Source organism: Leisingera sp. XS_AS12, from assembly GCF_041224635.1.
Lineage (GTDB): Bacteria > Pseudomonadota > Alphaproteobacteria > Rhodobacterales > Rhodobacteraceae > Leisingera.
This window is the reverse complement of sequence record NZ_JBGFGM010000026.1, coordinates 1-24,348: the sequence shown is the minus strand read 5'-3', so window position 1 is coordinate 24,348 and position 24,348 is coordinate 1. Positions and strand designations below refer to the sequence as shown.

Annotated in this window: 19 protein-coding genes, 1 tRNA gene and 1 pseudogene; 5 read left to right on the top strand and 16 right to left on the bottom strand. The window is 62.3% G+C overall.

The window, feature by feature from the left end; all coding sequences use genetic code 11:
* The 4 genes from AB9K35_RS00400 to rpsL form a co-directional block, all read right to left on the bottom strand.
* Positions 1-294, bottom strand: a 294-nt coding sequence (locus AB9K35_RS00400; RefSeq protein ID WP_369923947.1) for a GTP-binding protein, incomplete at its 3' end; no start/stop codon positions are given.
* Between the two features lie 63 nt (positions 295-357).
* Positions 358-2,475 carry an elongation factor G gene (gene fusA / locus AB9K35_RS00395; RefSeq protein WP_222456127.1) on the bottom strand — a complete coding sequence of 706 codons (2,118 nt, stop codon included), beginning with the start codon at positions 2,473-2,475 and terminating at the stop codon, positions 358-360.
* 18 nt (positions 2,476-2,493) lie between these two features.
* On the bottom strand, positions 2,494-2,964 hold the full coding sequence (gene rpsG, locus AB9K35_RS00390) for a 30S ribosomal protein S7 (RefSeq protein WP_039134851.1): 471 nt from the start codon (positions 2,962-2,964) through the stop codon (positions 2,494-2,496).
* A gap of 15 nt (positions 2,965-2,979) precedes the next feature.
* The gene (gene rpsL, locus AB9K35_RS00385; RefSeq protein WP_019298617.1) at positions 2,980-3,351 is read right to left on the bottom strand and encodes a 30S ribosomal protein S12; all 372 of its coding nucleotides are present in this window, start codon (positions 3,349-3,351) and stop codon (positions 2,980-2,982) included.
* A gap of 362 nt (positions 3,352-3,713) precedes the next feature.
* On the opposite strand from rpsL, the gene AB9K35_RS00380 reads away from it, so the two are divergent.
* A complete protein-coding gene (locus AB9K35_RS00380; RefSeq protein ID WP_369923946.1) occupies positions 3,714-4,520 on the top strand; it encodes a putative rhamnosyl transferase in 807 nt (268 codons plus the stop codon).
* Here the strand turns inward: AB9K35_RS00380 and AB9K35_RS00375 are convergent.
* From AB9K35_RS00375 to rplK, 8 genes are all read right to left on the bottom strand, one after another.
* Entirely contained in the window at positions 4,517-5,392 is an 876-nt protein-coding gene (locus tag AB9K35_RS00375; protein WP_369923944.1) for a DMT family transporter, read from the bottom strand. The two genes, AB9K35_RS00380 and AB9K35_RS00375, sit on opposite strands and share 4 nt — an antisense overlap.
* A 251-nt stretch (positions 5,393-5,643) precedes the next feature.
* Positions 5,644-9,885, bottom strand: a complete 4,242-nt coding sequence (gene rpoC / locus AB9K35_RS00370; protein WP_222456130.1) for a DNA-directed RNA polymerase subunit beta' — start codon at positions 9,883-9,885, stop codon at positions 5,644-5,646.
* A gap of 53 nt (positions 9,886-9,938) precedes the next feature.
* Positions 9,939-14,075, bottom strand: coding sequence for a DNA-directed RNA polymerase subunit beta (gene rpoB / locus AB9K35_RS00365; RefSeq protein WP_222456131.1), 4,137 nt, complete (start codon positions 14,073-14,075; stop codon positions 9,939-9,941).
* A gap of 247 nt (positions 14,076-14,322) precedes the next feature.
* The gene (gene rplL, locus AB9K35_RS00360; protein ID WP_008559766.1) at positions 14,323-14,697 is read right to left on the bottom strand and encodes a 50S ribosomal protein L7/L12; all 375 of its coding nucleotides are present in this window, start codon (positions 14,695-14,697) and stop codon (positions 14,323-14,325) included.
* Between the two features lie 81 nt (positions 14,698-14,778).
* Positions 14,779-15,297: a 50S ribosomal protein L10 gene (gene rplJ, locus AB9K35_RS00355; RefSeq protein WP_369923942.1), complete on the bottom strand. Its 519-nt coding sequence runs from the start codon at positions 15,295-15,297 to the stop codon at positions 14,779-14,781.
* A 369-nt stretch (positions 15,298-15,666) separates the two neighbouring features.
* Positions 15,667-16,902, bottom strand: coding sequence for a glycosyltransferase (locus tag AB9K35_RS00350; RefSeq protein WP_369923941.1), 1,236 nt, complete (start codon positions 16,900-16,902; stop codon positions 15,667-15,669).
* Between the two features lie 108 nt (positions 16,903-17,010).
* The gene (gene rplA / locus AB9K35_RS00345; RefSeq protein WP_222456134.1) at positions 17,011-17,709 is read right to left on the bottom strand and encodes a 50S ribosomal protein L1; all 699 of its coding nucleotides are present in this window, start codon (positions 17,707-17,709) and stop codon (positions 17,011-17,013) included.
* A 1-nt stretch (position 17,710) separates the two neighbouring features.
* Entirely contained in the window at positions 17,711-18,136 is a 426-nt protein-coding gene (rplK, locus tag AB9K35_RS00340; RefSeq protein WP_222456135.1) for a 50S ribosomal protein L11, read from the bottom strand.
* Between the two features lie 249 nt (positions 18,137-18,385).
* On the opposite strand from rplK, the gene AB9K35_RS00335 reads away from it, so the two are divergent.
* Together AB9K35_RS00335 and AB9K35_RS00330 are read left to right on the top strand one after the other, a co-directional pair.
* A complete protein-coding gene (locus AB9K35_RS00335; protein WP_369923940.1) occupies positions 18,386-18,829 on the top strand; it encodes an isoprenylcysteine carboxylmethyltransferase family protein in 444 nt (147 codons plus the stop codon).
* Positions 18,830-19,432, top strand: a complete 603-nt coding sequence (locus tag AB9K35_RS00330) for a hypothetical protein (RefSeq protein WP_369923939.1) — start codon at positions 18,830-18,832, stop codon at positions 19,430-19,432. It begins immediately after the preceding gene.
* Positions 19,433-19,581: 149 nt separating this feature from the next.
* Here the strand turns inward: AB9K35_RS00330 and nusG are convergent, their stop codons facing one another.
* Both nusG and secE read right to left on the bottom strand, forming a co-directional pair.
* Positions 19,582-20,115 (bottom strand): transcription termination/antitermination protein NusG, encoded by a 534-nt coding sequence (gene nusG / locus AB9K35_RS00325; RefSeq protein ID WP_222456137.1) that lies wholly within the window; start codon positions 20,113-20,115, stop codon positions 19,582-19,584.
* Between the two features lie 212 nt (positions 20,116-20,327).
* On the bottom strand, positions 20,328-20,525 hold the full coding sequence (gene secE / locus AB9K35_RS00320; RefSeq protein ID WP_222456138.1) for a preprotein translocase subunit SecE: 198 nt from the start codon (positions 20,523-20,525) through the stop codon (positions 20,328-20,330).
* 203 nt (positions 20,526-20,728) lie between these two features.
* Here secE and AB9K35_RS00315 point away from each other — a divergent pair, with 203 nt between their 5' ends.
* A complete protein-coding gene (locus tag AB9K35_RS00315) occupies positions 20,729-22,891 on the top strand; it encodes a tetratricopeptide repeat protein (protein ID WP_369923938.1) in 2,163 nt (720 codons plus the stop codon).
* 36 nt (positions 22,892-22,927) lie between these two features.
* Here the strand turns inward: AB9K35_RS00315 and AB9K35_RS00310 are convergent.
* Positions 22,928-23,003: transfer RNA gene (locus tag AB9K35_RS00310), tRNA-Trp, on the bottom strand.
* A gap of 183 nt (positions 23,004-23,186) precedes the next feature.
* Here AB9K35_RS00310 and AB9K35_RS00305 point away from each other — a divergent pair.
* Entirely contained in the window at positions 23,187-23,882 is a 696-nt protein-coding gene (locus tag AB9K35_RS00305) for a lysophospholipid acyltransferase family protein (protein ID WP_369923937.1), read from the top strand.
* A 252-nt stretch (positions 23,883-24,134) separates the two neighbouring features.
* Here the strand turns inward: AB9K35_RS00305 and tuf are convergent.
* Positions 24,135-24,348, bottom strand: a pseudogene (gene tuf, locus AB9K35_RS00300) (elongation factor Tu); the annotation flags it as partial.

Here is a 24,348-nt window from a genome sequence, read left to right as displayed (position 1 = left end):
GATGGCGCCGTCCATCTGGGCCGCACCGGTGATCATGTTCTTCACGTAGTCGGCGTGGCCGGGGCAGTCGACGTGCGCGTAGTGACGCGCTTCGGTTTCATATTCCACGTGGGCGGTGGAGATGGTGATGCCGCGGGCTTTCTCTTCCGGTGCGCCGTCGATCTGGTCGTAGGCTTTGAAGTCACCGAAGTATTTGGTGATCGCTGCGGTCAGCGTGGTTTTGCCGTGGTCAACGTGGCCAACGGTGCCGATGTTGACGTGCGGTTTATTACGTTCAAACTTTTCCTTAGCCATGATGGCCTCCTTTTGTTTCGAGAGGAGCCCGCGGATGCCGCGAACCCCTCAAAGTCTTGACGCTTACGCGTATTTCGCCTGGATCTCTTCCGAGATGTTCTGCGGCACCGGATCGTAGTGATCGAACTGCATGGTGAACTGGGCGCGGCCCGAGCTCATCGAACGCAGGGTGTTGATGTAGCCGAACATGTTCGCCAGCGGCACGAAGGCGTCGATGGCGATCGCGTTGCCGCGGTTCTCCTGGCCGGACACCTGACCACGACGGGAGGTCAGGTCGCCGATGATGCCACCGGTGTATTCTTCCGGGGTGATCACCTCGACCTTCATCACCGGCTCGAGCAGTTTCGCGCCGGCCTTCTTCAGACCTTCGCGCATGCACATGCGGGATGCGATTTCAAAGGCCAGAACCGAGGAGTCCACGTCGTGGAACTTACCGTCGATCAGGGCAACTTTGAAGTCGATGACCGGGAAGCCTGCCAGCGGACCGGAGTCCATGACGGACTGGATGCCCTTTTCGACGCCGGGGATGTATTCCTTCGGCACCGCGCCACCGACGATGCGGGATTCGAAGGAATAACCTTCGCCCGGCTCGGTCGGCTGGATCTCCAGCTTGACTTCCGCGAACTGACCCGAACCACCCGACTGTTTCTTGTGGGTGTAGGTGTGCTCGATCGGCTTCGAGATGGTCTCACGGTAGGCCACCTGCGGCGCACCGATGTTCGCCTCAACCTTGAACTCGCGCTTCAGGCGGTCCACCAGGATGTCGAGGTGAAGTTCGCCCATGCCCTTCATGATGGTCTGACCGGACTCTAGGTCGGTTTCGACGCGGAAGGACGGGTCTTCGGCGGCCAGACGGGCCAGACCCTGGGACATCTTCTCCTGGTCGGCCTTGGTTTTCGGCTCAACCGCGATCTCGATCACCGGATCGGGGAAGGTCATGGTTTCCAGAACGACCGGGTCGTTGACGGCGCAGAGGGTGTCACCGGTGGTGGTGTCCTTCAGGCCTGCCAGCGCGATGATGTCGCCCGCGAACGCTTCCGTGATTTCCTCACGGTTGTTCGAGTGCATCATCATCATCCGGCCAACGCGCTCTTTCTTGCCCTTGGTCGAGTTCAGCAGGGTGTCGCCCTTGTTCATCACGCCGGAGTAGATCCGGGTGAAGGTCAGGGAGCCGACGAAGGGGTCGTTCATGATCTTGAACGCCAGACCTGCGAAGGGCATGTCGTCGTCCGCACGGCGGGCGATGTTACGCTCTTCGTTCTCGTCACCCGGCTTGAAGCCCATGTAATCAACAACGTCCAGCGGGCTGGGCAGATAGTCGATCACGGCGTTCAGCAGCGGCTGCACACCTTTGTTCTTGAACGCGGAACCGCCCAGAACCGGAACGAAGTTCAGCGCCAGGGTGCCCTTGCGCAGCAGTTTGCGCAGGGTCGGCACGTCGGGCTCGTTGCCTTCCAGGTATTCCATCATCGCGTCGTCGTCTTGCTCGACGGCCGCTTCGATCATCTTGCCGCGCCACTCTTCAGCCATGTCCTTCAGGCTGTCGCGGATCGGTGCCTTGACCCAGCTTGCGCCGAGGTCTTCGCCCTGCCACAGCCATTCTTCCATGGTGACCAGGTCGATCAGGCCTTCCAGCTCGTTCTCGGCACCGATCGGGATACCGACCGGAACAGCGCGCGCGCCGGTGCGGTCTTCGATCATGCGAACGCAGTTGAAGAAGTCAGCGCCGATCTTGTCCATCTTGTTGACGAATACCATACGCGGAACCTTGTAGCGGTCAGCCTGACGCCACACGGTTTCGGTTTGGGGTTCAACACCAGCGTTGGCGTCCAGAACACAGACGGCACCGTCGAGAACCGCCAGCGAACGCTCAACTTCGATGGTGAAGTCAACGTGGCCGGGGGTGTCGATGATGTTCAGGCGGTGCTTCGGAGAATCGGCAGTCTTACCGTCTTCGGTGCGTTCCCAGAACGTGGTGGTCGCAGCCGAGGTGATGGTGATGCCGCGTTCCTGCTCCTGCTCCATCCAGTCCATGGTGGCTGCACCGTCGTGCACCTCACCGATGTTGTGGGATTTGCCGGTGTAGAACAGGATGCGCTCGGAGCAGGTGGTCTTACCTGCGTCGATGTGCGCCATGATACCGAAGTTACGGTATAGTTCGAGCGGATATTCGCGTGCCATAGGTCTAAGCCCCCTAGCTTACCAGCGGTAATGGCTGAAGGCTTTGTTTGCCTCGGCCATTTTGTGGGTGTCTTCGCGCTTCTTGACCGCGGTACCACGGGACTGGACGGCGTCCAGCAGCTCGCCTGCGAGGCGCTCTTCCATGGTGTTCTCGTTGCGGCCGCGCGCGGCGGTGATCAGCCAGCGGATTGCCAGCGCTTCGCGACGCTCGGGACGCACTTCAACCGGCACCTGGTAGGTTGCACCACCAACACGGCGGGAGCGGACCTCGACGGAGGGTTTCACGTTGTCCAGCGCTTCGTGGAACACTTCCACGGGCGCGCGCTTGATCTTGGCTTCAACGCGGTCAAACGCGTTGTACACGATACGCTCTGCGACCGATTTCTTGCCATCGATCATCAGGTTGTTCATGAATTTGGTCAGAACGCGGTCACCGAACTTGGCGTCGGGCAGGACTTCGCGTTTTTCTGCGGCGTGACGACGGGACATCTCGCTCTCTCCTTCTTACTTAGGACGCTTCGCGCCGTACTTCGAGCGGCGCTGCTTACGGTCTTTGACGCCCTGGGTATCCAGAACACCGCGCAGGATGTGGTAACGGACACCCGGAAGGTCTTTCACCCGGCCGCCGCGGATCAGGACCACGGAGTGCTCCTGAAGGTTGTGGCTTTCACCAGGGATGTAGGAGATCACTTCGTAACCGTTGGTCAGGCGCACCTTCGCAACTTTCCGCATAGCGGAGTTCGGCTTCTTCGGAGTGGTGGTGTACACGCGGGTGCAGACGCCGCGTTTCTGCGGGCACTGCTCGAGGTGCTGGGACTTCGAAACTTTGCGTTTCGGCTGACGCGGCTTGCGGATCAGCTGTTGGATCGTTGGCATTCAGGTATTCCCCGTTTCGCAACATGTCATGCACGCCGGCGCGTGCGGGTTATTCTGTTGCACTTATGCGTCCACAAGCGCAAAAACCGCAATCGCTCCCATTCCGAGGTGAGACGACGCGGTGTGTTTACAGAGGAACCGGGTGGTAAAAGTGCCCGGTTCTTGAGCCACTGCAATTTTGAATTCGGCTTTCGGAGATACACTCCGGGTGCCGGATAAGCGGGCGTATATGGGGAGTCGCGGATGTTGTCAACAGGTGGCACCGACAACCCATGGTCGCCGACCGCCGGGCGCGGTTGCCAGCCTGTCGCCGCACCGCCATAGTCACTGCCACAGCCTTTGTGAAGATATGGATTTTCAGCATGCAAGTCATTGGATTGTGTCGGTTCTCCTACCCGGCCCTCGGCGGGTTCCAGGTGGTGCATGAAACCATTGAGGAGCGGATCGCCTACCTCTATTCCGATGCCCGCATGGAGGAGCGGTTTCGGCTGTTCGAGGCCGTCACACTGCCCTGCCTGCGCAAACAGAGCGACCCCGAGTTCGACATGCTGGTGGTGATCGGCGAAAGCCTGCCCCGGCACCACCGCGACCGGCTGCACGATCTGACCGCGGACCTGCCGCAGGTTCGGATCCATGCGGAACCGCCGCGTCGGCACAGGGATGTCATGAAGGATCTTCTGAACGGCGCGCGCAAGGACCGGGATCAGCCCTGCCTGCAGTTCCGGCTGGACGATGACGATGCTGTGGCGGCTGAGTTCGTCGAGCGGTTGCGCGAAACGGCACGTGACTGTGCCACGCTGTTGGAAAAGACGCCGATGGCCGCCATCGATTTCAATCGCGGCTACATCGCCGAGTTCGGAGCAGACGGGATCCGCGCAACCGCGACCGTAAACCCCTATGCGACGGCCGCGCTCGGGATGTATGCGGCCGGAGGAACCCGCCGGACGATCATGAACTTCGCCCACCACAAGATCCACCATCATATGCCGACGCTGACCTTCAGCGATGTGCCGATGTGGGTGCGCAGCCACAATGGCTACAACGACTCACGCCAGAGCGGCGCAAAGCCTGTTGAGGTGGCGCCGTTGACGGCCCAGCAGGAACAGGAGTTCGCCACGATCTTCGGCATCCGGACCGACTCGGTGCGCACCATCTTCCGCGATGCCTAGGCGGTGCGACGCCGCGCGATCCGTCGATCCCGGTACAGGGTGAACAGCCCCGCGGCGGCGACGATTCCGGCGCCCGTCATCGTCACCGCGTCCGGCCATTCGCCAAACACCGCCCAGCCCAGCAGCAGCGCCCACAACAACCCGGTATACCGCAACGGTGCGATCACGGCGATTTCCCCGACCCGCATCGTCATCACCGAGCACAGGTAGCCGCCGAAGATGAAGAAGGCCGCGGCCATCAGGACCAACAGTTGGTCGCCGCTCACCGGTTGCCAGTCAACCGTGACCGAGCTGATCGCCCCAAAGGCCAGAACCGAAAGCGACGCGCAGAAGGTCACGGTCATCGACGGCACCTCGGGCGGCATCCGGCGCGTGACCAGATCGCGCGCGGTCACGAAGGCCACCGCGCCAAGGGCAAACAGGGCACCGTCGCTGAAACCATCCGGCCCCGGTCGCACGATCAGCAGCATACCGCAGAAACCGGCGACGATGGCGGCCATCCTGCGCCAGCCGACCGGTTCGGAGAACAGCAGCGCCGCCCCCAGGGTGACCGACAACGGCAGCACCTGGAGAACCGCGGTGATGTTGGCAATCGGCATCCGCAGCAGCGCCGTCAGGAACAGGTAGGTCGCGCCGACCTCGCACAGGCTGCGCAAGGCAATCATCGCCCACGCCCGGCGAGACAATCGCATCCGCAGGCTGCCCAGGTTCCGCGCCAGGAGATAGATTAGGAAGCTCGCCGCCAATCCGCGAATGGTCAGGATCTGCGGCAGCGGCAGGGACGCGCCCACCAGTTTGACCAGCGCATCGTTGAACGTGAAGGCCGCCATGCTGACGCACATCAGCAGCGCCCCGGTCTGGTTGGCCGTCATCTCGGCGCCCCCGTTGCTGTGGCGTGCCAGCCGACCGCCAGATCGGCGGCGGGCGTCGCCCCCGGTTTGAAAAGATCTGCCAGGTCCAGGCCAGAAGAATTGCGCCGCCCCAGCTTTCGCATCAAAGGCCGCTCCTTGGAATTATGCAAGCGGGAGCCGCGAAAATCAGGACGCTGTCGCCCTGCCGGGGCAAAGAAAAAGCCCCCGCATGTCGCCATGCGGGGGCTTCTTCAATTCATGTCAGGCGCGGATCAATCCCGGCTTTCCGGCGTTTCCACCAGGTTGTCCAGGTCGCTGTCGTCGGCCACGTCGTCCATGACCGGCGCAGCCAGCGCTGCGGCTGCCTCGGCCTCTTCGCGGCGGGCTTCCAGCACCACGTTGTCGCGGCTCTGGGCGATCTGGCGCACGCGCTGGGTCGCACCACCGGTACCGGCCGGGATCAGGCGGCCAACGATGACGTTCTCCTTGAGGCCGACCAGCTTGTCCTTCTTGCCCTGCACCGATGCCTCGGTGAGAACGCGGGTGGTCTCCTGGAAGGAGGCCGCCGAGATGAAGGAACGAGTCTGCAGCGACGCCTTGGTGATGCCGAGCAGGATCGGTTCGCCCTGAGCCGGACGCTTGCCGCGGGCCAGCGCCTTCTCATTTGCGGCGTCGAACTCCTGCTTGTCGACATGTTCACCCTTCAGCAGGGTGGTGTCGCCGGAGTCGGAGATCTCCCACTTCTGCAGCATCTGGCGAACGATCACCTCGATGTGCTTGTCGTTGATCTTCACACCCTGCAGGCGATAGACGTCCTGAACCTCGTCGATCATGTAGTTCGCCAGTGCCTCGACACCCATGATGGACAGGATGTCATGCGGCGCCGGGTTACCGTCCATGATGTAGTCGCCCTTCTGAACGAAGTCACCTTCCTGAACCGGAATGTGCTTGCCCTTGGGCACCATGTATTCGACGGGCTCCAGCGTGTCGTCGACCGGCTCGATCGAGATGCGGCGCTTGTTCTTGTAGTCGCGACCAAAGCGCACGTAACCATCGATTTCGGCGATGATCGCGTGATCCTTCGGACGGCGGGCTTCGAACAGTTCCGCAACCCGCGGCAGACCGCCGGTAATGTCCTTGGTCTTGGCGCCTTCACGCGGGATACGCGCGACAACGTCACCTGCCATGATCTGCTGGCCGTCTTCGACCGACAGGATGGCGTCCACGGACATCGGGTAGGTCAGCGGGTTACCGGCGTCGTTGCGCACCGGCTCACCGTTGCTGTCCACCAGGATGATCTCCGGCTTGAGGTCAGAGCCCTTGGGCGCCGCACGCCAGTCGATCACGATCTTCTGGGTCATGCCGGTGGCTTCGTCGGTCTCGTCGCGCACGGCGAGGCCCGAGATCAGGTCGACATACTTCGCGGTACCCGGCTTCTCGGCGATGATCGGCAGGGTATAGGGGTCCCATTCGAACAGCTTGTCGCCGCGGCTGACCTGCTGGCCTTCCTTGACGAACAGCTTGGAGCCGTAGCCCAGCTTGTGGCTGGCGCGTTCCTCGCCGTGTTCGTCCTGGATGATCAGCTTCATGTTGCGGCCGACAACCAGAACTTCGCCGTTGGCGTTTTCCAGCGTCTGCGGCATCTCGAAGACGATCTTGCCTTCCTGCGAGGCTTCCAGGAACGACTGCTGGCCACCCTGCGCAACACCGCCGATGTGGAAGGTCCGCATCGTCAGCTGCGTGCCAGGTTCACCGATCGACTGCGCCGCGATGATGCCGACGGCCTCGCCGGTGTTCACCTGCGTACCGCGCGCCAGGTCACGACCGTAGCACATGGCGCAGACGCCCTCTTCGCTTTCACAGGTCAGCGGCGAGCGGATACGGGTCGACTGAACGCCGGCCTCTTCCACAGCATCCGCCATGCGCTCATCGATGAGCTGGCCTGCGGCGACGATGATCTCGTCGGTGCCGGGACGCTTGATGTCGTCGGCGGCGACACGGCCCAGGATACGCTCACCCAGGGACGCCACGACCTCACCATCGTTCACGGCCGCTTCCGCGGTGATCGCACGCTCGGTGCCACAGTCGTGCTCGCGCACGATGCAGTCCTGCGCCACGTCCACCAGACGACGGGTCAGGTAACCCGAGTTCGCCGTCTTAAGCGCGGTATCCGACAGACCCTTACGGGCACCGTGGGTGGAGTTGAAGTACTCCAGAACGGTCAGGCCTTCTTTAAAGTTCGAGATGATCGGGGTCTCGATGATGTCGCCGTTCGGCTTGGCCATCAGGCCGCGCATGCCGCCCAGCTGCTTCATCTGGGTAACCGAGCCACGCGCACCGGAGTGGGCCATCATGTAGACCGAGTTCGGCTCCATCACGGCGCCGTTCTCGTCCCGCTTGTCAGCGGAGATGGTGCCCATCATCGCTTCGGTGACCTTGTCGTTACACTTCGACCAGGCATCGACAACCTTGTTGTACTTTTCGCCCTGAGTGATCAGGCCGTCCATGTACTGCTGTTCGAAGTCCTTCACCTGTTCGCGTGTCTCATCGACCAGCGACCACTTGTTGTCCGGGATCACCATGTCGTCCTTGCCGAAGGAGATGCCGGCCTTGAACGCTTCGCGGAAGCCCATGGTCATGATCTGGTCACAGAAGATGACCGACTCCTTCTGACCGCAGTAGCGGTAGACGGTGTCGATGACCTGCTGAACTTCTTTCTTCCGCAGCAGACGGTTGACCAGCTCGAAGGGCGCCTTGGCGTTCTTGGGCAGCAGCGCGCCCAGACGGACACGGCCCGGGGTGGTCTCAAAACGCTTGAGAACCTCGTTGCCTTCCTCGTCGATCTGCGGAATCCGCGCGGTGATCTTGGAGTGCAGGTGCACTTCACCGGCATTCAGCGCGTGCTCGACTTCCTCGATCGTGCCGAAGATCTTGCCTTCGCCCGGCATGCCTTCGCGTTCCAGGGTCACATAGTAAAGACCCAGAATCATATCCTGCGAAGGAACGATGATCGGCGCGCCGTTTGCGGGCGACAGAACGTTGTTCGTCGACATCATCAGGACGCGCGCTTCCAGCTGTGCCTCGAGGCTCAGCGGGACGTGCACAGCCATCTGGTCACCGTCGAAGTCCGCGTTGAACGCCGAGCAGACCAGCGGGTGCAGCTGGATGGCTTTACCTTCGATCAGCGTGGGTTCGAACGCCTGGATGCCCAGACGGTGCAGCGTCGGTGCGCGGTTCAGCATCACCGGGTGTTCGCGGATCACCTCATCCAGAATATCCCAGACTTCGGGACGCTCTTTCTCGACCAGCTTCTTCGCCTGCTTCACGGTCGAGGAAAGGCCCTTGGCCTCCAGACGCGAGTAGATGAAGGGCTTGAACAGTTCAAGCGCCATCTTCTTGGGCAGGCCGCACTGGTGCAGCTTCAGCTCGGGACCGGTCACGATGACCGAACGGCCGGAGAAGTCGACGCGCTTACCCAGAAGGTTCTGACGGAAGCGGCCCTGCTTGCCTTTCAGCATGTCGGACAGCGACTTCAGCGGACGCTTGTTGGCACCGGTGATGACGCGGCCGCGGCGGCCGTTGTCGAACAGCGCGTCCACGGATTCCTGCAGCATCCGCTTTTCGTTGCGGACGATGATGTCCGGCGCGCGCAGCTCGATCAGACGCTTCAGACGGTTGTTCCGGTTGATGACGCGGCGGTACAGGTCGTTCAGGTCGGAGGTCGCGAAGCGGCCACCGTCCAGCGGCACCAGCGGGCGCAGTTCCGGCGGGATGACCGGGATCACGGTCATGATCATCCATTCCGGACGGTTGCCCGACTCGAGGAAGGATTCCACGACTTTCAGACGCTTGATGATCTTCTTGGGCTTCAGTTCGCCGGTCGCTTCGGCCAGTTCGGCGCGCAGCTGCTCGGCTTCTGATTCCAGGTCGATCTGGGCCAGCATGTCACGGATTGCCTCGGCGCCGATGTTGGCGGTGAAGGCGTCCATGCCGTACTGGTCCTGAGCATCCATGTACTCTTCTTCGGTCATCATCTGACCATAGGTCAGGTCGGTCAGGCCCGGCTCGATGACGACGTAGTTTTCAAAGTACAGGACCCGCTCCAGATCGCGCAGGGTCATGTCCAGCATCAGGCCGATGCGGGACGGCAGCGACTTCAGGAACCAGATGTGTGCAACCGGTGCCGCCAGTTCGATGTGGCCCATGCGCTCGCGGCGCACTTTCTGCAGGGTAACCTCGACGCCGCACTTTTCGCAGACGACGCCGCGGTACTTCATCCGCTTATACTTGCCGCACAGGCATTCGTAGTCCTTGATCGGGCCAAAGATCCGGGCGCAGAACAGGCCGTCGCGCTCGGGCTTGAAGGTCCGGTAGTTGATGGTCTCGGGCTTTTTGATTTCGCCATAGGACCAAGACAGGATCCGTTCCGGGCTGGCCAGCGAGACTTTGATTTCGTCAAAGACCTTCGGCGGCGTCAGCGGGTTGAACGGGTTGTTGGTGATTTCCTGGTTCATTTTGATACCTCAAATCTTGCGGAAGGGGGGAGCGGGAGAAGGGCGCGGGGCCCTTACTCCTCAACCTCCGCATCCAGGAGTTCCATATTCAGGCCGAGGCCGCGGACTTCCTTCACGAGAACGTTGAAGCTCTCGGGAACGCCCGCCTCGAAGTTGTCCTCGCCCTTGACGATCGACTCATAGACCTTGGTCCGGCCGGCGACGTCATCCGATTTCACGGTGAGCATCTCCTGCAGGGTGTAGGCGGCGCCATAGGCTTCCAGAGCCCAGACCTCCATCTCACCGAAGCGCTGACCACCGAACTGCGCCTTACCACCCAGCGGCTGCTGGGTAACCAGCGAGTACGGGCCTGTGGAACGCGCGTGGATCTTGTCGTCCACCAGGTGATGCAGTTTCAGCAGGTACTTGATGCCCACGGTGACCGGACGTGCGAACTGCTCACCGGTGCGACCGTCGAACAGGATCGACTGACCGGACTTGTCAAAGCCCGCCCGCACCAGCGCGTCATTCACATCGTCTTCCTTGGCGCCGTCGAAGACCGGGGTCGCGATCGGCACACCACGGGTGACGTTGCTTGCCGCTTCCACCAGTTCCTCTTCGGACATGTTGGCGATGCCTTCGTCGTAGACATCGTCGCCATAGGCGTGATGCATCGCTTCGCGCACCGGGGTCAGGTCGCCGGACCGGCGATATTCCTGCAACGCCTCGTCCACCTTGATGCCCAGACCGCGTGCGGCCCAGCCCATGTGGGTTTCGAGGATCTGACCAACGTTCATCCGCGACGGCACGCCCAGCGGGTTGAGGCAGAAGTCGACCGGGGTACCGTCGGCGAGGAACGGCATGTCCTCCATCGGCACCACTTTCGAGATCACACCCTTGTTCCCGTGACGACCAGCCATCTTGTCGCCCGGCTGCAGCTTGCGCTTCACCGCGATGAAGACCTTGACCATCTTCATCACGCCCGGCGGCAGGTCGTCGCCACGACGGACCTTCTCGACCTTGTCCTCGAAACGGGCATCCAGGGCGCGCTTCTGCGCCTCGTACTGCTCGTTCAGGGCCTCGACGACCTGGGCGTCCTGCTCGTCTTCCAGCGCCAGCATCCACCACTGACCACGGCTCAGGCTGTCGAGCAGCTCCTCGGTGATCTCGGTACCGGCGCGCACGCCTTTCGGACCCTTCACCGCGATCTTGCCGACCAGCATCGAGCGCAGGCGCGCGTAGATGTTGCGGTCCAGGATCGCCAGCTCGTCGTCCCGGTCACGGGCCAGACGCTCGACTTCCTCACGCTCGATCTGCAGCGCACGTTCGTCTTTCTCGACGCCGTGGCGGTTGAAGACGCGCACCTCGACCACGGTACCGTAATCGCCCGGCTTCACGCGCAGCGAGGTGTCGCGCACGTCAGATGCTTTTTCGCCGAAGATGGCGCGCAGCAGCTTCTCTTCCGGGGTCATCGGGCTTTCGCCCTTCGGAGTGATCTTGCCGACCAGAATGTCGCCCGGCTCCACATCGGCACCGATGTAAACGATGCCCGCCTCGTCGAGGTTGCGCAGGGCTTCCTCGCCGACGTTGGGGATGTCGCGGGTGATCTCTTCCGGGCCGAGCTTGGTGTCACGGGCGGCGACTTCGAATTCCTCGATGTGAACCGAGGTGAAGACGTCGTCACGCGCGATGCGCTCGGAGATCAGGATGGAGTCTTCGTAGTTGTAACCGTTCCACGGCATGAACGCGACGACCACGTTCTTGCCCAGAGCCAGTTCGCCCATGTCGGTCGACGGACCGTCGGCGATGACCTCGCCCTTGACAACCTTGTCGCCCACCTTGACCAGAGGCTTCTGGTTGATGGTGGTGTTCTGGTTGGAGCGCTGGAACTTGCGCAGACGGTAGATGTCAACGCCCGCATCACCAAGCTCGAGATCCTCGGTGGCGCGGATCACGATACGCTGCGCGTCGACCTGGTCGATGATGCCCGCACGCTTGGCCTGGATGGCCGCGCCGGAGTCGATCGCAACCTTGCCTTCGATGCCGGTGCCGACCAGCGGCGCCTCGGCCCGCAGCAGCGGAACCGCCTGACGTTGCATGTTCGAGCCCATCAGAGCGCGGTTGGCGTCGTCGTTTTCGAGGAACGGGATAAGCGAGGCCGCAACCGAAACCAGCTGCTTCGGGCTGACGTCGATGAGGTCGACGCTTTCGTTCGGTGCCAGCGTGTAGTCGCCCGACTGGCGGGTCGACACGAGGTCGTTCACGAAACGGTTGTTCTCGTCGAGGTTGGCGTTCGCCTGCGCCACCGTGTGACGCATTTCCTCGGTCGCGGACATGTAGTGCACCTCATCGGTGACCTGCCCGTCCTTCACAACCCGGTAGGGGGTTTCGATGAAGCCGTACTTGTTCACCCGCGCGAAGGTGGCGAGCGAGTTGATCAGACCAATGTTCGGGCCTTCCGGCGTTTCAATCGGGCACATCCGGCCATAGTGGGTCGGGTGAACGTCGCGCACCTCGAAGCCTGCGCGTTCGCGGGTCAGACCGCCCGGGCCAAGCGCCGAGAGACGGCGTTTGTGGGTCACTTCGGACAGCGGGTTGGTCTGGTCCATGAACTGCGACAGCTGCGAGGAGCCGAAGAATTCGCGCACCGCGGCCGCAGCCGGTTTCGCGTTGATCAGATCCTGCGGCATCACGGTGTCGATCTCGACGGAGGACATCCGCTCCTTGATCGCACGCTCCATGCGCAGCAGGCCGACGCGGTACTGGTTTTCCATCAGTTCGCCAACGGAGCGGACACGACGGTTGCCGAGGTGGTCGATGTCGTCGACGTCGCCGCGGCCATCACGCAGGTCGACCAGCGCCTTGATACAGGCAACGATGTCTTCCTTGCGCAGGGTGCGCTGGGTGTCCTCGGCATCGAGTGCCAGGCGCATGTTCATCTTCACGCGGCCCACGGCCGAGAGGTCATAGCGCTCGGAATCGAAGAACAGGGTGTCGAACAGCGCGGAGGCGGCCTCGACGGTGGGCGGCTCGCCCGGGCGCATCACGCGGTAGATGTCCATCAGCGCGGTTTCGCGGGACATGTTCTTGTCCTGCGCCATGGTGTTGCGCATGTAGGGACCGACGTTGACGTTGTCGATGTCCAGCACCGGAATGTCGGTGATGCCCGCGTCCAGCAGTTCCTTCAGGGAACCGCCGATCAGTTCGCCGTCCTTGTCGTATTCCAGGGTCAGCTCATCGCCGGCCTCGACATAGATCGCGCCCGTTTCTTCGTTGATGATGTCCTTGGCGACGAATTTGCCGACGATGTGATCGAAGGGAACCAGCAGCTCGGTGATGGAGCCTTCCTCGATCATCTTCTTGACGGCCCGCGGCGTGACTTTCTTGCCCGCTTCGCAGATGATTTCACCGGTTGCCGCATCGACCAGGTCGTAGGTCGGACGGGTGCCGCGCACGCGCTCCGGGAAGAACGGCGTGACCCAACCGCGGGATTTCTCCAGCTTGTAGTGCACGGTATCGTAATAGGCATCCATGATGCCTTCCTGGTCCAGGCCGAGGGCATAGAGCAGGGTTGTCACCGGCAGTTTGCGGCGACGGTCGATACGGGCGTAGACGATGTCCTTGGCGTCGAATTCAAAGTCCAGCCAGGAGCCGCGGTACGGGATGATGCGGCAGGCAAACAGCAGCTTGCCCGAAGAATGGGTCTTGCCCTTGTCGTGGTCGAAGAACACGCCCGGCGAGCGGTGCATCTGGGACACGATCACGCGCTCGGTGCCGTTGACGATGAAGGTGCCGTTCGGGGTCATCAGGGGCATGTCGCCCATGAAGACATCCTGTTCCTTGATGTCCTTGACCGACTTGGCACCGGTGTCCTCGTCAACATCAAATACGATCAGCCGCAGGGTGACCTTCAGCGGCGCCGAATAGGTCATGTCGCGCTGCATGCACTCTTCGACGTCGTATTTCGGCTTCTCGAACGAGTATTTCACGAACTCCAGAACGGAGGTTTCGTTGAAGTCCTTGATCGGGAAAACCGACTGGAAGACCCCCTTGATGCCTTCGCCGTCCAGCGGCTCATCGGCGTCACCGGAGCGCAGGAAAAGGTCGTAGGACGATTTCTGCACCTCGATGAGGTTCGGCATTTCCAGCACTTCGCGGATCTTGCCGTAATATTTACGTAGACGTTTCTGGCCAAGGAACGATTGAGCCATGTCAGATGTCACCTTTCCGAGTTCTCACCGGTCAAGGATGCCGCCGGGCCCCGGCACCTTGCCCATACGAGACAGCGCGTTCGGATCAATTCATGGCCACCGTCCCGAAGGTAGCCTCCCGATCCCTTGAACCTCGCCTGAAAAAGCACCCTCGCAAGGGCCCTTTCTAAGACAGGTTCGGCTGGGCCCGGAAAACTCCGGACCCAGCCAAAATTCCGATGCACCTGAAATGCACCAGTTGCAGGACTTAGGCCAGCTCGACTTCGGCGCCAGCTGCTTCCAGCTTGCCTTTGATGTCTTCTGCTTCGGCTTTGTCCACGCCTTCTTTGATCTTGCCGCCGGCTTCGACCAGTTCCTTGGCTTCTTTCAGACCCAGGCCGGTGATGCCGCGAACTTCCTTGATCACGTTGATCTTGGAGGCGCCAGCGTTCTTCAGAACGACGTCGAATTCGGTCTTTTCTTCTTCGGCTGCACCGCCAGCGTCGCCGCCAGCTGCCATGACAACCGCGCCGCCTGCTGCGGGCTCGATGCCGTATTCGTCTTTCAGGATGGTTTTCAGTTCTTGTGCTTCCAGCAGGGTCAGACCCACGATGCTTTCTGCGAGTGCTTTCAGATCAGCCATTGTATCAGCTCTTTCCGTTTACAGTATGTGTGTTCCAACGTGCGGGCTTCAGCCCCACGCCAGTCATTCAGTGCCAACCGCTTACGCAGCTTCCGCCTTCTCTTCGATGGTCGAAAGGATGCTTGCGATGTTGCTTGCAGGTGCGCCAATTGCGCCGGCGATGTTGGAAGCAGGTGCGCCGAGCATGCTTGCGATCTGAGCGATAAGCTCGTCACGGGAGGGCATTTTCGACACGGCTTCAACGCCTGCGCGGTCCAGAGCGTTCTCACCCATTGCACCACCAAGGATCTCAAACTTTTTGTTTTCCTTGGCGAAATCCTCGGCCACCTTGGCGGCGGACACGGGATCTTCGGAGTAGGTCAGAACGGTCATCCCTGTCAGCAGGTCAGACATGCTTTCACACGGCTTACCCTCGAGGGCGATTTTGGCGAGCCTGTTTTTGGCAACACGCACGGAGCTGTTCGCGTCACGAGCACGTGCGCGCAGATCCTGCATCTCGGCAACTGTCAGACCGGCGTAGTGAGCAACCACCACGACGCCAGAGCTTTCGAAGATCTGGCCGAGTTCCTCGACCACTTTCTCTTTCTGGGCTCTATCCACAGTTCTCTCCAAGTTAGGGATGCTCTCGCATCCCGGCTCATGTTTGCCGATTCCGAGGAACCGGCGTTCAGGTCCGTTTTACGGGATCAGCCAAATCCGCCCGAGGGAATGAAAACCCTCGATCTTCATGGTCTTACCCGTCTCAGGAGGGAAATTAAGGCCCGATCGAGAGGCCACCCACCATCTTGGACGAAATGAAATAAAGCGCACGACGAATCGCACGCTTTATCTCAAGGCCGTGGATAGTCCTATTCGAGCGCTTTTCCAAGGGCAAAAACACCCCTACCCAAAACGGCTCCGGAAGCCTTCCAGGCGCAGTGCGTGGCACCGCGACCTCGAAGCCCACGGTCAGGGCCGGTCAACCTGCACTCAAGCGGCAAGCGCCTGCTTCAGGATCTCGCTCCGGTCCCGGAAGACACTGTCCTGGTCAAACCGCTGCCCGTCCCGGCGCGCTGCCCGTTGAAGGTCCAGCAAGGCCCCACGCGCGTGCGACAGGTCGGAAATTACATCTGCGAGTGCTGCAACGCTGCCGTTTGCAACAAATCGACCGCCGCCAAAGCCTTCAACCAGCTCACGCGCGTACGCGCTGTCATAGCCTACGATCGGCGTGCCGGACATCAACGCCTCGATCAGGCAGCGCGGGCTTTCCGGCGTCTTGTGACAGAAGACAAACAGATGCGCCTGCCGCAGAGCCGCAATCACCGCTTCGCGATCTGCCACGAAACCGGGCATCGCAACGACCTCATCGATCCCCGCCTGCCCGGCCGCGCGCCGCATGTCTGCCAACATGGGGCCATCGCCCAGCCAGCGCGCGCGAAAGTCCACGCCCCCAGCCTTCAGCTGCGCCAAGACCTCGAGCCACTCCAGCGGCCCCTTCATGTCGTCTGCCCGACCCGCATAAACGATCTGCAGCGGTCCCTGCCCGGTCGCGCGCTGCTTGGCCGCGAAGTCCTCCTCCGTGATCTGCAGACTGCGGTCCAGCAGAATGTCATGCACGACCTTGGGGTTGCGGCAGAACGGGGCGTAGGTGTCATAGGTGTCCCGGCCATGAAACAGCCCCACGGCGGCGCGGCGAATGACTGCCTTCTCCAGCTGCCACATCGGCCCCGCGGTCAGGCGCTTGCGCAGCCGGGTCTTGAACGACCCGCTGGCCGCTGTCAGCCGCGTCACGGCACTTTCGACACGATCCGTCCAGACGGCAAAGGGACGGTCTGTGCCATGCGCCACGAAACTCGCCACCGCACCCCAGTCGCCAAACAGCCCACCGATGGCAAAAGACAGGATGTCGGCCTCATCGATCAACGCCGCGATCCGCGCCCGTGTCGGACCGAGACACCGGGCAAACCGCAACGGGGTATAAGCGCAGGGCAGCGGGTGCAGGACCACGCGATCGATGTGGCCCGCCGCGTAGGGGCTCCACCCCTCTGGCGGCGGCGCATCAATGACCGGCATCATCGCCGCGACGGTGGCGAAATTATCCGCCCACAAACGCAGCCCTACCCGCGCCTGGTCCTCCAGAAACAACTGTTCGCCCACCCGGTACAGGGGCACAGGCGCATAGATCAGGAGTCTGTTGCTCGCGGGCTGCCTCATATCGACCTTCATGTCGCTAGTCTTCTGGCGCCAAGATAGACCCTGCGCACAGCCCCATGTCCATGAAAAAAGGGCGCCCCGACCGGGACGCCCCTACATAGCAGTCGCGTTATGTCGCGATTACTCGCTGACCGCGTTGTCGACATCAACCGTGACGCCCGGACCCATGGTCGAGGAGAGGTTGATTTTCTTCATGTAGGCACCCTTGGCACCGGTCGGCTTGGCCTTGGCCACGGCCGACACGAAGGCGCGGATGTTTTCGACCAGCTTGGCTTCGTCGAAGGACGCTTTGCCGACGCCTGCGTGCACAACGCCGCCTTTTTCTGCCTTGAACTGGACTTCACCGCCCTTGGCTGCTTCCACGGCCGCTTTCACGTCCATGGTCACGGTGCCGACTTTGGGGTTCGGCATCAGGTTGCGCGGGCCCAGGATTTTGCCCAGACGGCCAACGACCGGCATCATGTCCGGGGTCGCGATGCAGCGATCGAACTCGATGGTGCCGCCCTGGATGGTTTCCATCAGGTCTTCGGCGCCGACGATGTCTGCACCGGCTTCCTTGGCTTCGTCAGCCTTGGCGCCACGGGCGAAGACAGCAACACGCATCGCCTTGCCGGTGCCGTTCGGCAGGCCGACCACGCCGCGGACCATCTGGTCTGCGTGGCGGGTGTCGACGCCCAGGTTCATGGCGATTTCGACGGTCTCGTCGAACTTGGCGTTGGCGTTGGCCTTGATCAGGGCAACAGCTTCTTCCACGGACAGGTTTTCCTTGCCAGCGAAAGCTTCGCGCGCCGCGCGGGTACGTTTACCGAGCTTTGCCATCTTACTTCACCTCGATGCCCATGGAGCGGGCAGAGCCCAGGATGATCTGCATTGCCGCGTCGATGTCGTTGGCGTTCAGATCTTTCATCTTGGCTTCGGCGATTTCTTTCACCTGGGCCACGGTCACGGTGCCGACGGTCTCGCGCGACGGGTTGTTCGCGCCGGATTTAATCTTGGCAGCCTTCTTCAGGTAGTAAGACGCGGGCGGCGTCTTGATGTCCATGGTGAAGGACTTGTCCTGATAGTAGGTGATCACGGTCGGGCACGGCGCGCCGGGCTCCATGTCTGCGGTCTTGGCGTTGAACGCCTTGCAGAATTCCATGATGTTGATGCCGCGCTGACCCAGAGCGGGGCCAACCGGCGGAGAGGGGTTTGCCTGACCTGCAGGAACCTGCAGCTTCATCGAACCAACAAGCTTCTTAGCCATTTGGTTTTCCTTTCAACGAGGACAAGACGCGTCCTGCCCGGTGTGTGTTGCGTGGTCGGACGTCAGGGTCGCGACCCGTCCATCTCCCACGAGAGAATCTCGCCCGAAGACGATAGAGGCGGCGTTTACAGGGGATTGGTGGGATTGGCAAGTGGCGGCGCGGCATCAGCGGCGGCCGGCGGGCCAAACCCTCTTGTCCGGAATAAATAATAAATGCTAATTCTTATTATTAAACAATGGAGACCCCCAATGACCCGACTGATCCCGCCCGTGCTGTTTCTTCTCCTGCTCCTGTGCCTGATGCCATTGAGCCTGCTTCACCCGGACTCGCTGGTGATGCGCGCCGATGCCGCGATGCCCTGGGACATTCCAATTGCCCTTGGCCTGACGGCGCTGTTTTGGGGCTCCTGGCATTTCAAACGGAAAAAGGCCGAGATACACACGTTCCGGCAACCGCAGGATCTGATCACCGACGGCCCGTTCCGCTACAGCCGCAACCCGATGTACCTGGGCTTTTTCCTGCTGCTCGTGGGAGCCGCCTTCTACGTCAACACCTGGTGCGCGCTTGCTGCGCCGCTGGCTTTTCTTCTGACCGCAATGTACTGGTACATCCCGCACGAGGAACGCCGGATGCGGGCCGCCTTCGGTGCCGCATACGATGATTATGCCCGAACAACGAGACGGTGGATCTAAGTGGCAAGACCCAAACCCGATGCGGAGAAGATCAGGGCGCGGCTGATTGCCGAGGCCGAGGCCCAGCTGCAAGCCTCGGACGGCCGCAGGCTGGTGCTGTCCGACCTTGCCCAGCGCCTCGGCATGTCGCAATCCTATGTCCACGCCTTCTACCCGACCAAGGCAGATCTGGTGCGCGCATTGGTGGCCAGGTGGTTTGAAGAGGTCGAGGCCGCGTCACGGCAGGCGGCAGCGGCCGAGGACGATGCGGAGGCAAGGCTCGAACAATGGGTTCTGTCCATCCTCCGGATCAAGCGGAGCAGCTTCGACGCCAATCCCAAACTTTTCCACGCCTATCTGCAGCTGGCGGCCGGGCATATGGACCTTGTGCGGAACCATGTCGCAGCGCTTCGGGATGATCTGACCCGCATCGCGCGCGATATGGTGCCCGAAGACGAGGTGGACGCCGCGGTGCTCGTGATCGAAAATGCCACCCTGCTGTTCCGCACCCCTTCCAACATCGCCGCCTACCGCGACAGGGCCACGGACGCCTCTGCCAGGGCGGTCTGCCGACTTCTGACCGGCAAGCGGCCGCTCCTGCACAACAGACCGCTGCGAAATTGACACCGGCCGATGGCTTTGCGCCATCCGCCGCAAAGCTGCCATCGGCGAAATCCCGGCGGAAGTCCACCCGCCCCGCAAACAAAAAACGCCGCGTTGAACCCAACGCGGCGCTTCAAATTCCGTAGAGCGGGCAACCTGCCCGCTGCCAATCACCCCTGTTTGGTGACCTGAGTAAAGTCCAGCTCCACCGGGGTTTCGCGGCCAAAGATGGACACGGTGACCTTGAGCTTCTGGTTGTCGTCGTCGACCTCTTCGACCATGCCGTCGAAATCCTCGAACGGGCCGTCGTTGACCTTGACCTTCTCGCCCACCTCGAAGGTGATCAGGGTGCGCGGTGCCTCGACGCCTTCCTCGACGCGGCCCAGGATGCCCTGCACCTCGGCATCGCGCATCGGCATCGGGCGGCCCTGCGGGCCGAGGAAGCCCGTGACGCGGTTGATCGAGGAGATCAGGTGGTAGCCGCGGTCGGACATTTCCATGTGCACCAGCACGTAGCCGGGCATGAAACGGCGCTCGGTCGAGACCTTCTTGCCGCGGCGGATCTCGATCACCTCTTCGGTGGGGACCAGTACCTCGTCGATTTCGTCCTCAAGGCCCTGTTCAGCGACCGAGGTGCGGATCTGCTCTGCGATTTTCTTTTCGAAGTTCGAAAGAACGCTGACCGAATACCACCGTTTCGCCATGAACCGTCGTCCTTGTTCTGCCGGGCCGGCAAATGCCGCGCCGCTGCCTGTTCATACGTTGCAGCAAATGCTGCGCTCTTCAACAAAAAGCGGCGTGCAAACCGAATCGCTGCACGCCCGCCTCAATAGTTCCCGCTCACGTACCGCCCATTGCCGCCAAGATCAAGTGCCGCGCGGCTGGTGCGGGCCGGAGCCGTAATACTGCCGCAGGCTTAGCTGAACATCCCCAGAAGCCCCTGAAGGCCAAAGCGGATCAAGAGATCGACCAGCGCAAAAAACACCGCCGTAAGCGCCGCCATGATGAAGACCATGACCGTGGTCAGCAGCACCTCACGCCGGGTCGGCCAAACGACCTTCGACACTTCGGCACGAACCTGCTGGATAAACTGAACTGGATTAATAGTCGCCATGCTGGGGGGATCTCTCTGCTAGCAGTGTTGGCGATTTAACGCCTGCAGGCGGTGAATTCAAGCCCTGTGCAACGGCAGCCCCGCCAGCGCGCGCCCGGTCAATCCAATTTTAATCCACTTGCGACAGAACGGACGACAGCCCGGCCGCGCCGCACCACCGGCACGACGGCCCAACACTCGCGGATTTGATGAGATCGGATGCCATGACACCAGCCTATTCCCTCTCCCAAGCGGAACAATTCGAACGGGATGCCAAGCTCGAGAATGCGGTCCTCGCCTATTCGGGGATCTTGGCCCGCAACCCCAAGAACGCGCGCGCGTCGCAAGCCCTGACCTCGCTGCGTGACCGGCTGCGCGAGCAGCGCGAACCCTCCGAAGACACCCGGGCGGAACTGGAGGAAGCCCTGGCCGCGGGTCAGCATTTCGAGGCTGCGGAAAGCTGCGGCGCGTTGCTCAAGACGTTTCGCGAATCGCACTTCCTATGGGATTTCCTCGGCCGCTGTCACCTCGCTGCCGGGCATCTGGACAATGCCGCCACCTGCCTGAACAGGGCGCTTGGCATCGACCCGCGGGTCGCCAGCACCCACGCAGCGATGGGCCGCGTCCACATGGCCCGCGGACAGCTGGACACGGCGGTCCGTCTTTACGAAGAAGCTCTGACGCTGGACCCGGCCTGCCTGCTGGCCCTGCGCAGCCTGGCCGAGGCGCTGACCACTCAGGGGCGCACGACCGCAGCGGCGGCACATCTGCGCAATGCCGTTGCGCTGGCGCCGGAGGATGCCTCGCTGCATGCCGAGCTCGCGAAACTGTATCTGCTACTGGGGCAGACGGAGGACGCCAAGGCGCTGTTCGATCAGGCCGCCACGCTGAACCCTGCCCTGACCGAGGCGCATTACCAGCTCGGCCTGCTGCACCTGGAGGCGGGTGAGCCCGCCCGGGCGCTGCCCTGCTTTGACAGGATCCTGCAGGAAAACCCGGCCCATGATCCGGCCCGCACCCAGCGTCTCGTTGCGCTGGCGGCGATGAACGATTGGCGCTGGGTTGCGGAATACGACAGCCACCGTCGCCTGCTGGGTCTGCGCGGCGCCGGGTGTGAGCCCAGTGCGCTGATGCAGATGGAGGACAACCCGGACCTGCTGCGGATCCGTGCGCAGGCCTTCGCCAGCGATCAGCTGCCTACCCTGCCGCCCCTGTCCCACGCCCGACCCGAGCAGCGCCCCGAGCGCGTGCGGCTGGGATATTTCTTCGTCAGCTCGCAAGGCCCCCAAGTGCTGATGAGTCACGGCAAGATGCTGGCGGCCCATGATGCGCAACGCTTTGAGGTGCTGGTGTTTGCGCATGGCGGCTGCCTGGACGAAGCGACGCGTGAGGGGTTTCAGAACCTGGGCCTCAAGGTGCATGACTGCGGCGGCCAAGCGCCTGCCCAGGTCGCAAAGGCAGCACGACAGCAGCACCTTCACATCGCGATCGACCTCAGCGGCAGCGCCACGACGGCCCGCGCCCGCTTGTTCACTGAACGGCTCGCGCCCCTGCATGTCGCGTGGCCGGGTTACCCTGGCACGTCAGGCACCGCGGCATTTGACTATCTGCTGGGCGATGCGACCACCTGCCCACCCGGCAGCGAACGCTTTCACAGCGAGCATCTCCTGCGCCTGCCCGTAGGACATAGCGCGATTACCGCACGTCCGGCAGCGCGCAACCCCGAGACCCTCGCGCAGCGTCGCGCGGAACACGGCCTGCCGGAAACCGGAGCCGTCTTCTGCAGCTTTGCCAACTTCAGCCAGATCACGCCGCGGGTGTTCGACATCTGGATGCGCGTGCTCGCCAAGGCCCCGGACAGCAGCCTGTGGCTGTTGGAAGCCAATGATCACGCGACGTCCAACCTGCGCCGTGCCGCAGCCAAGCGCGGTGTTGACCCCGACCGCCTGATCTTTGCCGCCAGCACCGCTGCGGCTGCATCCGAAGACAGGCTGGCTGTGGCGGATCTGTTTCTCGATACCTTTGTCGTGAACGCAGGCACCGCGGTACGCGCCGCCCTCGCAGCCGGTCTGCCGGTCCTCACGCTGGCTGGACAGCAATACGCCGCCCGCACCGGCGCAAGCTTGCTTCAGGCCGCCGGCTTGGGCGAACTGATCGCCTCGGACGATGCGGATTACGAATCCAAGGCCGCGACGCTCGCGGCTGATCCGGACGCGCTGCAGGCCCTGCGCAACAAGCTTCTGGATCAGCAGGCCCTGGCTCCCCTGTTTTGCGCCGAAAGACAATGTCGTCAGGTGGAAGCAGGCTTTGATGCGGTCTTCGCACGCTACCTCAACGGGCAAGCGGCGGATCATCTCGACATCGCATCGCAGGCTGCCTCGGCATGATGACCGAGGGCGGACGCAATTCGCATCTGTGGGAAATGGCAGGGGCAGCAGGGTTCGAACCCGCGACCTACGGTTTTGGAGACCGTCGCTCTACCAACTGAGCTATACCCCTGTGGTGCGGCATGTCCTACGGCAGCGACGCACTGGTGGCAAGAGGGAAAAACGGATTTTCTGCCAGCAACTGCAACCTCCACCGGTGCCGGGCTTTGCCCCGGCCCGGCCATGCAGTATGACGGGGCAAAACCGGCCCGGTTGACCCCGGCCCGACCGCCACCAACAGAAAGAGCAGCCTCCCGTGAGCCTGAGAAAGAAGATAGCCGACAGTCCGCGTTTCAATCGCACCGTCGAGGGGCTGCTTGCCGGCTACGTGCGATTCGCCTTTCGGACATCCCGGTGGCGGCGCAGCGGTTTTGAGGAGATGGACGCTTGCGTGCGCCGCGGCGAGCCGGTGATCTTCGTTCTCTGGCACCAGCGGCTGATCATGGCACCTTACCTGTTCGACACCTCGCTGGGACGTATCTGCGCGCTGACCTCCTCGGCACGGGCCGGGCGACTGGCGGGGCAGATCCTGGTGCGGCTTGGATTCGAGACAATCCCGATGTCGAGCCACAAGCGCCATGTAGCCCTGTCACGCGAAGTCCTGCGCCGCACCCGGGAGGGCTGCTCGATCGGGATTGCCGCCGACGGGCCGCGCGGGCCGGCGCGGGTGTCTTCCACCGTGCCCATCGTCTGGGCGCGGATGACCGGCTGCCGGGTCTTCACGGTGGCCTTTGCTGAACGCAAAGTGCTCAAACTGCCGACCTGGGATCAACAGATGCTCCCCTTGCCCTTCTCGCGCGGCGTGCTGATGTGCCAGGAATGGCGCGACGAAGTGCCGAAAAAGCCGACGGACGATGAGGTGGAGGCCCTGCGTCAGAGCCTGGAAGCCTCGCTTGAGGAAATCACCGATGCGGCCGATGCCGCAGTGAAAGGTAGCGTCCAAACCGGCTGACGTCAGCTCGCCGCGCCGCCTCCCCCCCGGCTTGCAACTGGGTTTCCGTCGCCCCCCCCCATTTTCCTGCTCCTTGCCAATATTCTGGCTGCTTCCGTTCGAAGCTCCGCTGGAGGCTTTGTAGGCTTTGGCACGCATTCGACAGACAGCCAAAAGCACAGCGCGCTCGTGCCGCGCGCCCCTTCCCTCTGCCACGCACAGAAAAAGGGCCTCCCGAGGGAGGCCCTTTCCATCCAGTATCAGGAGACCTGATTACTCGATGATTTTGGACACGACGCCGGCGCCGACGGTACGGCCGCCTTCACGGATGGCGAAACGCAGACCATCTTCCATCGCGATCGGAGCGATCAGCTCAACACCGAACTTCAGGTTGTCGCCCGGCATCACCATCTCGGTGCCTTCCGGCAGGGTCACGGTGCCGGTCACGTCGGTGGTGCGGAAGTAGAACTGCGGACGGTAGTTCGCG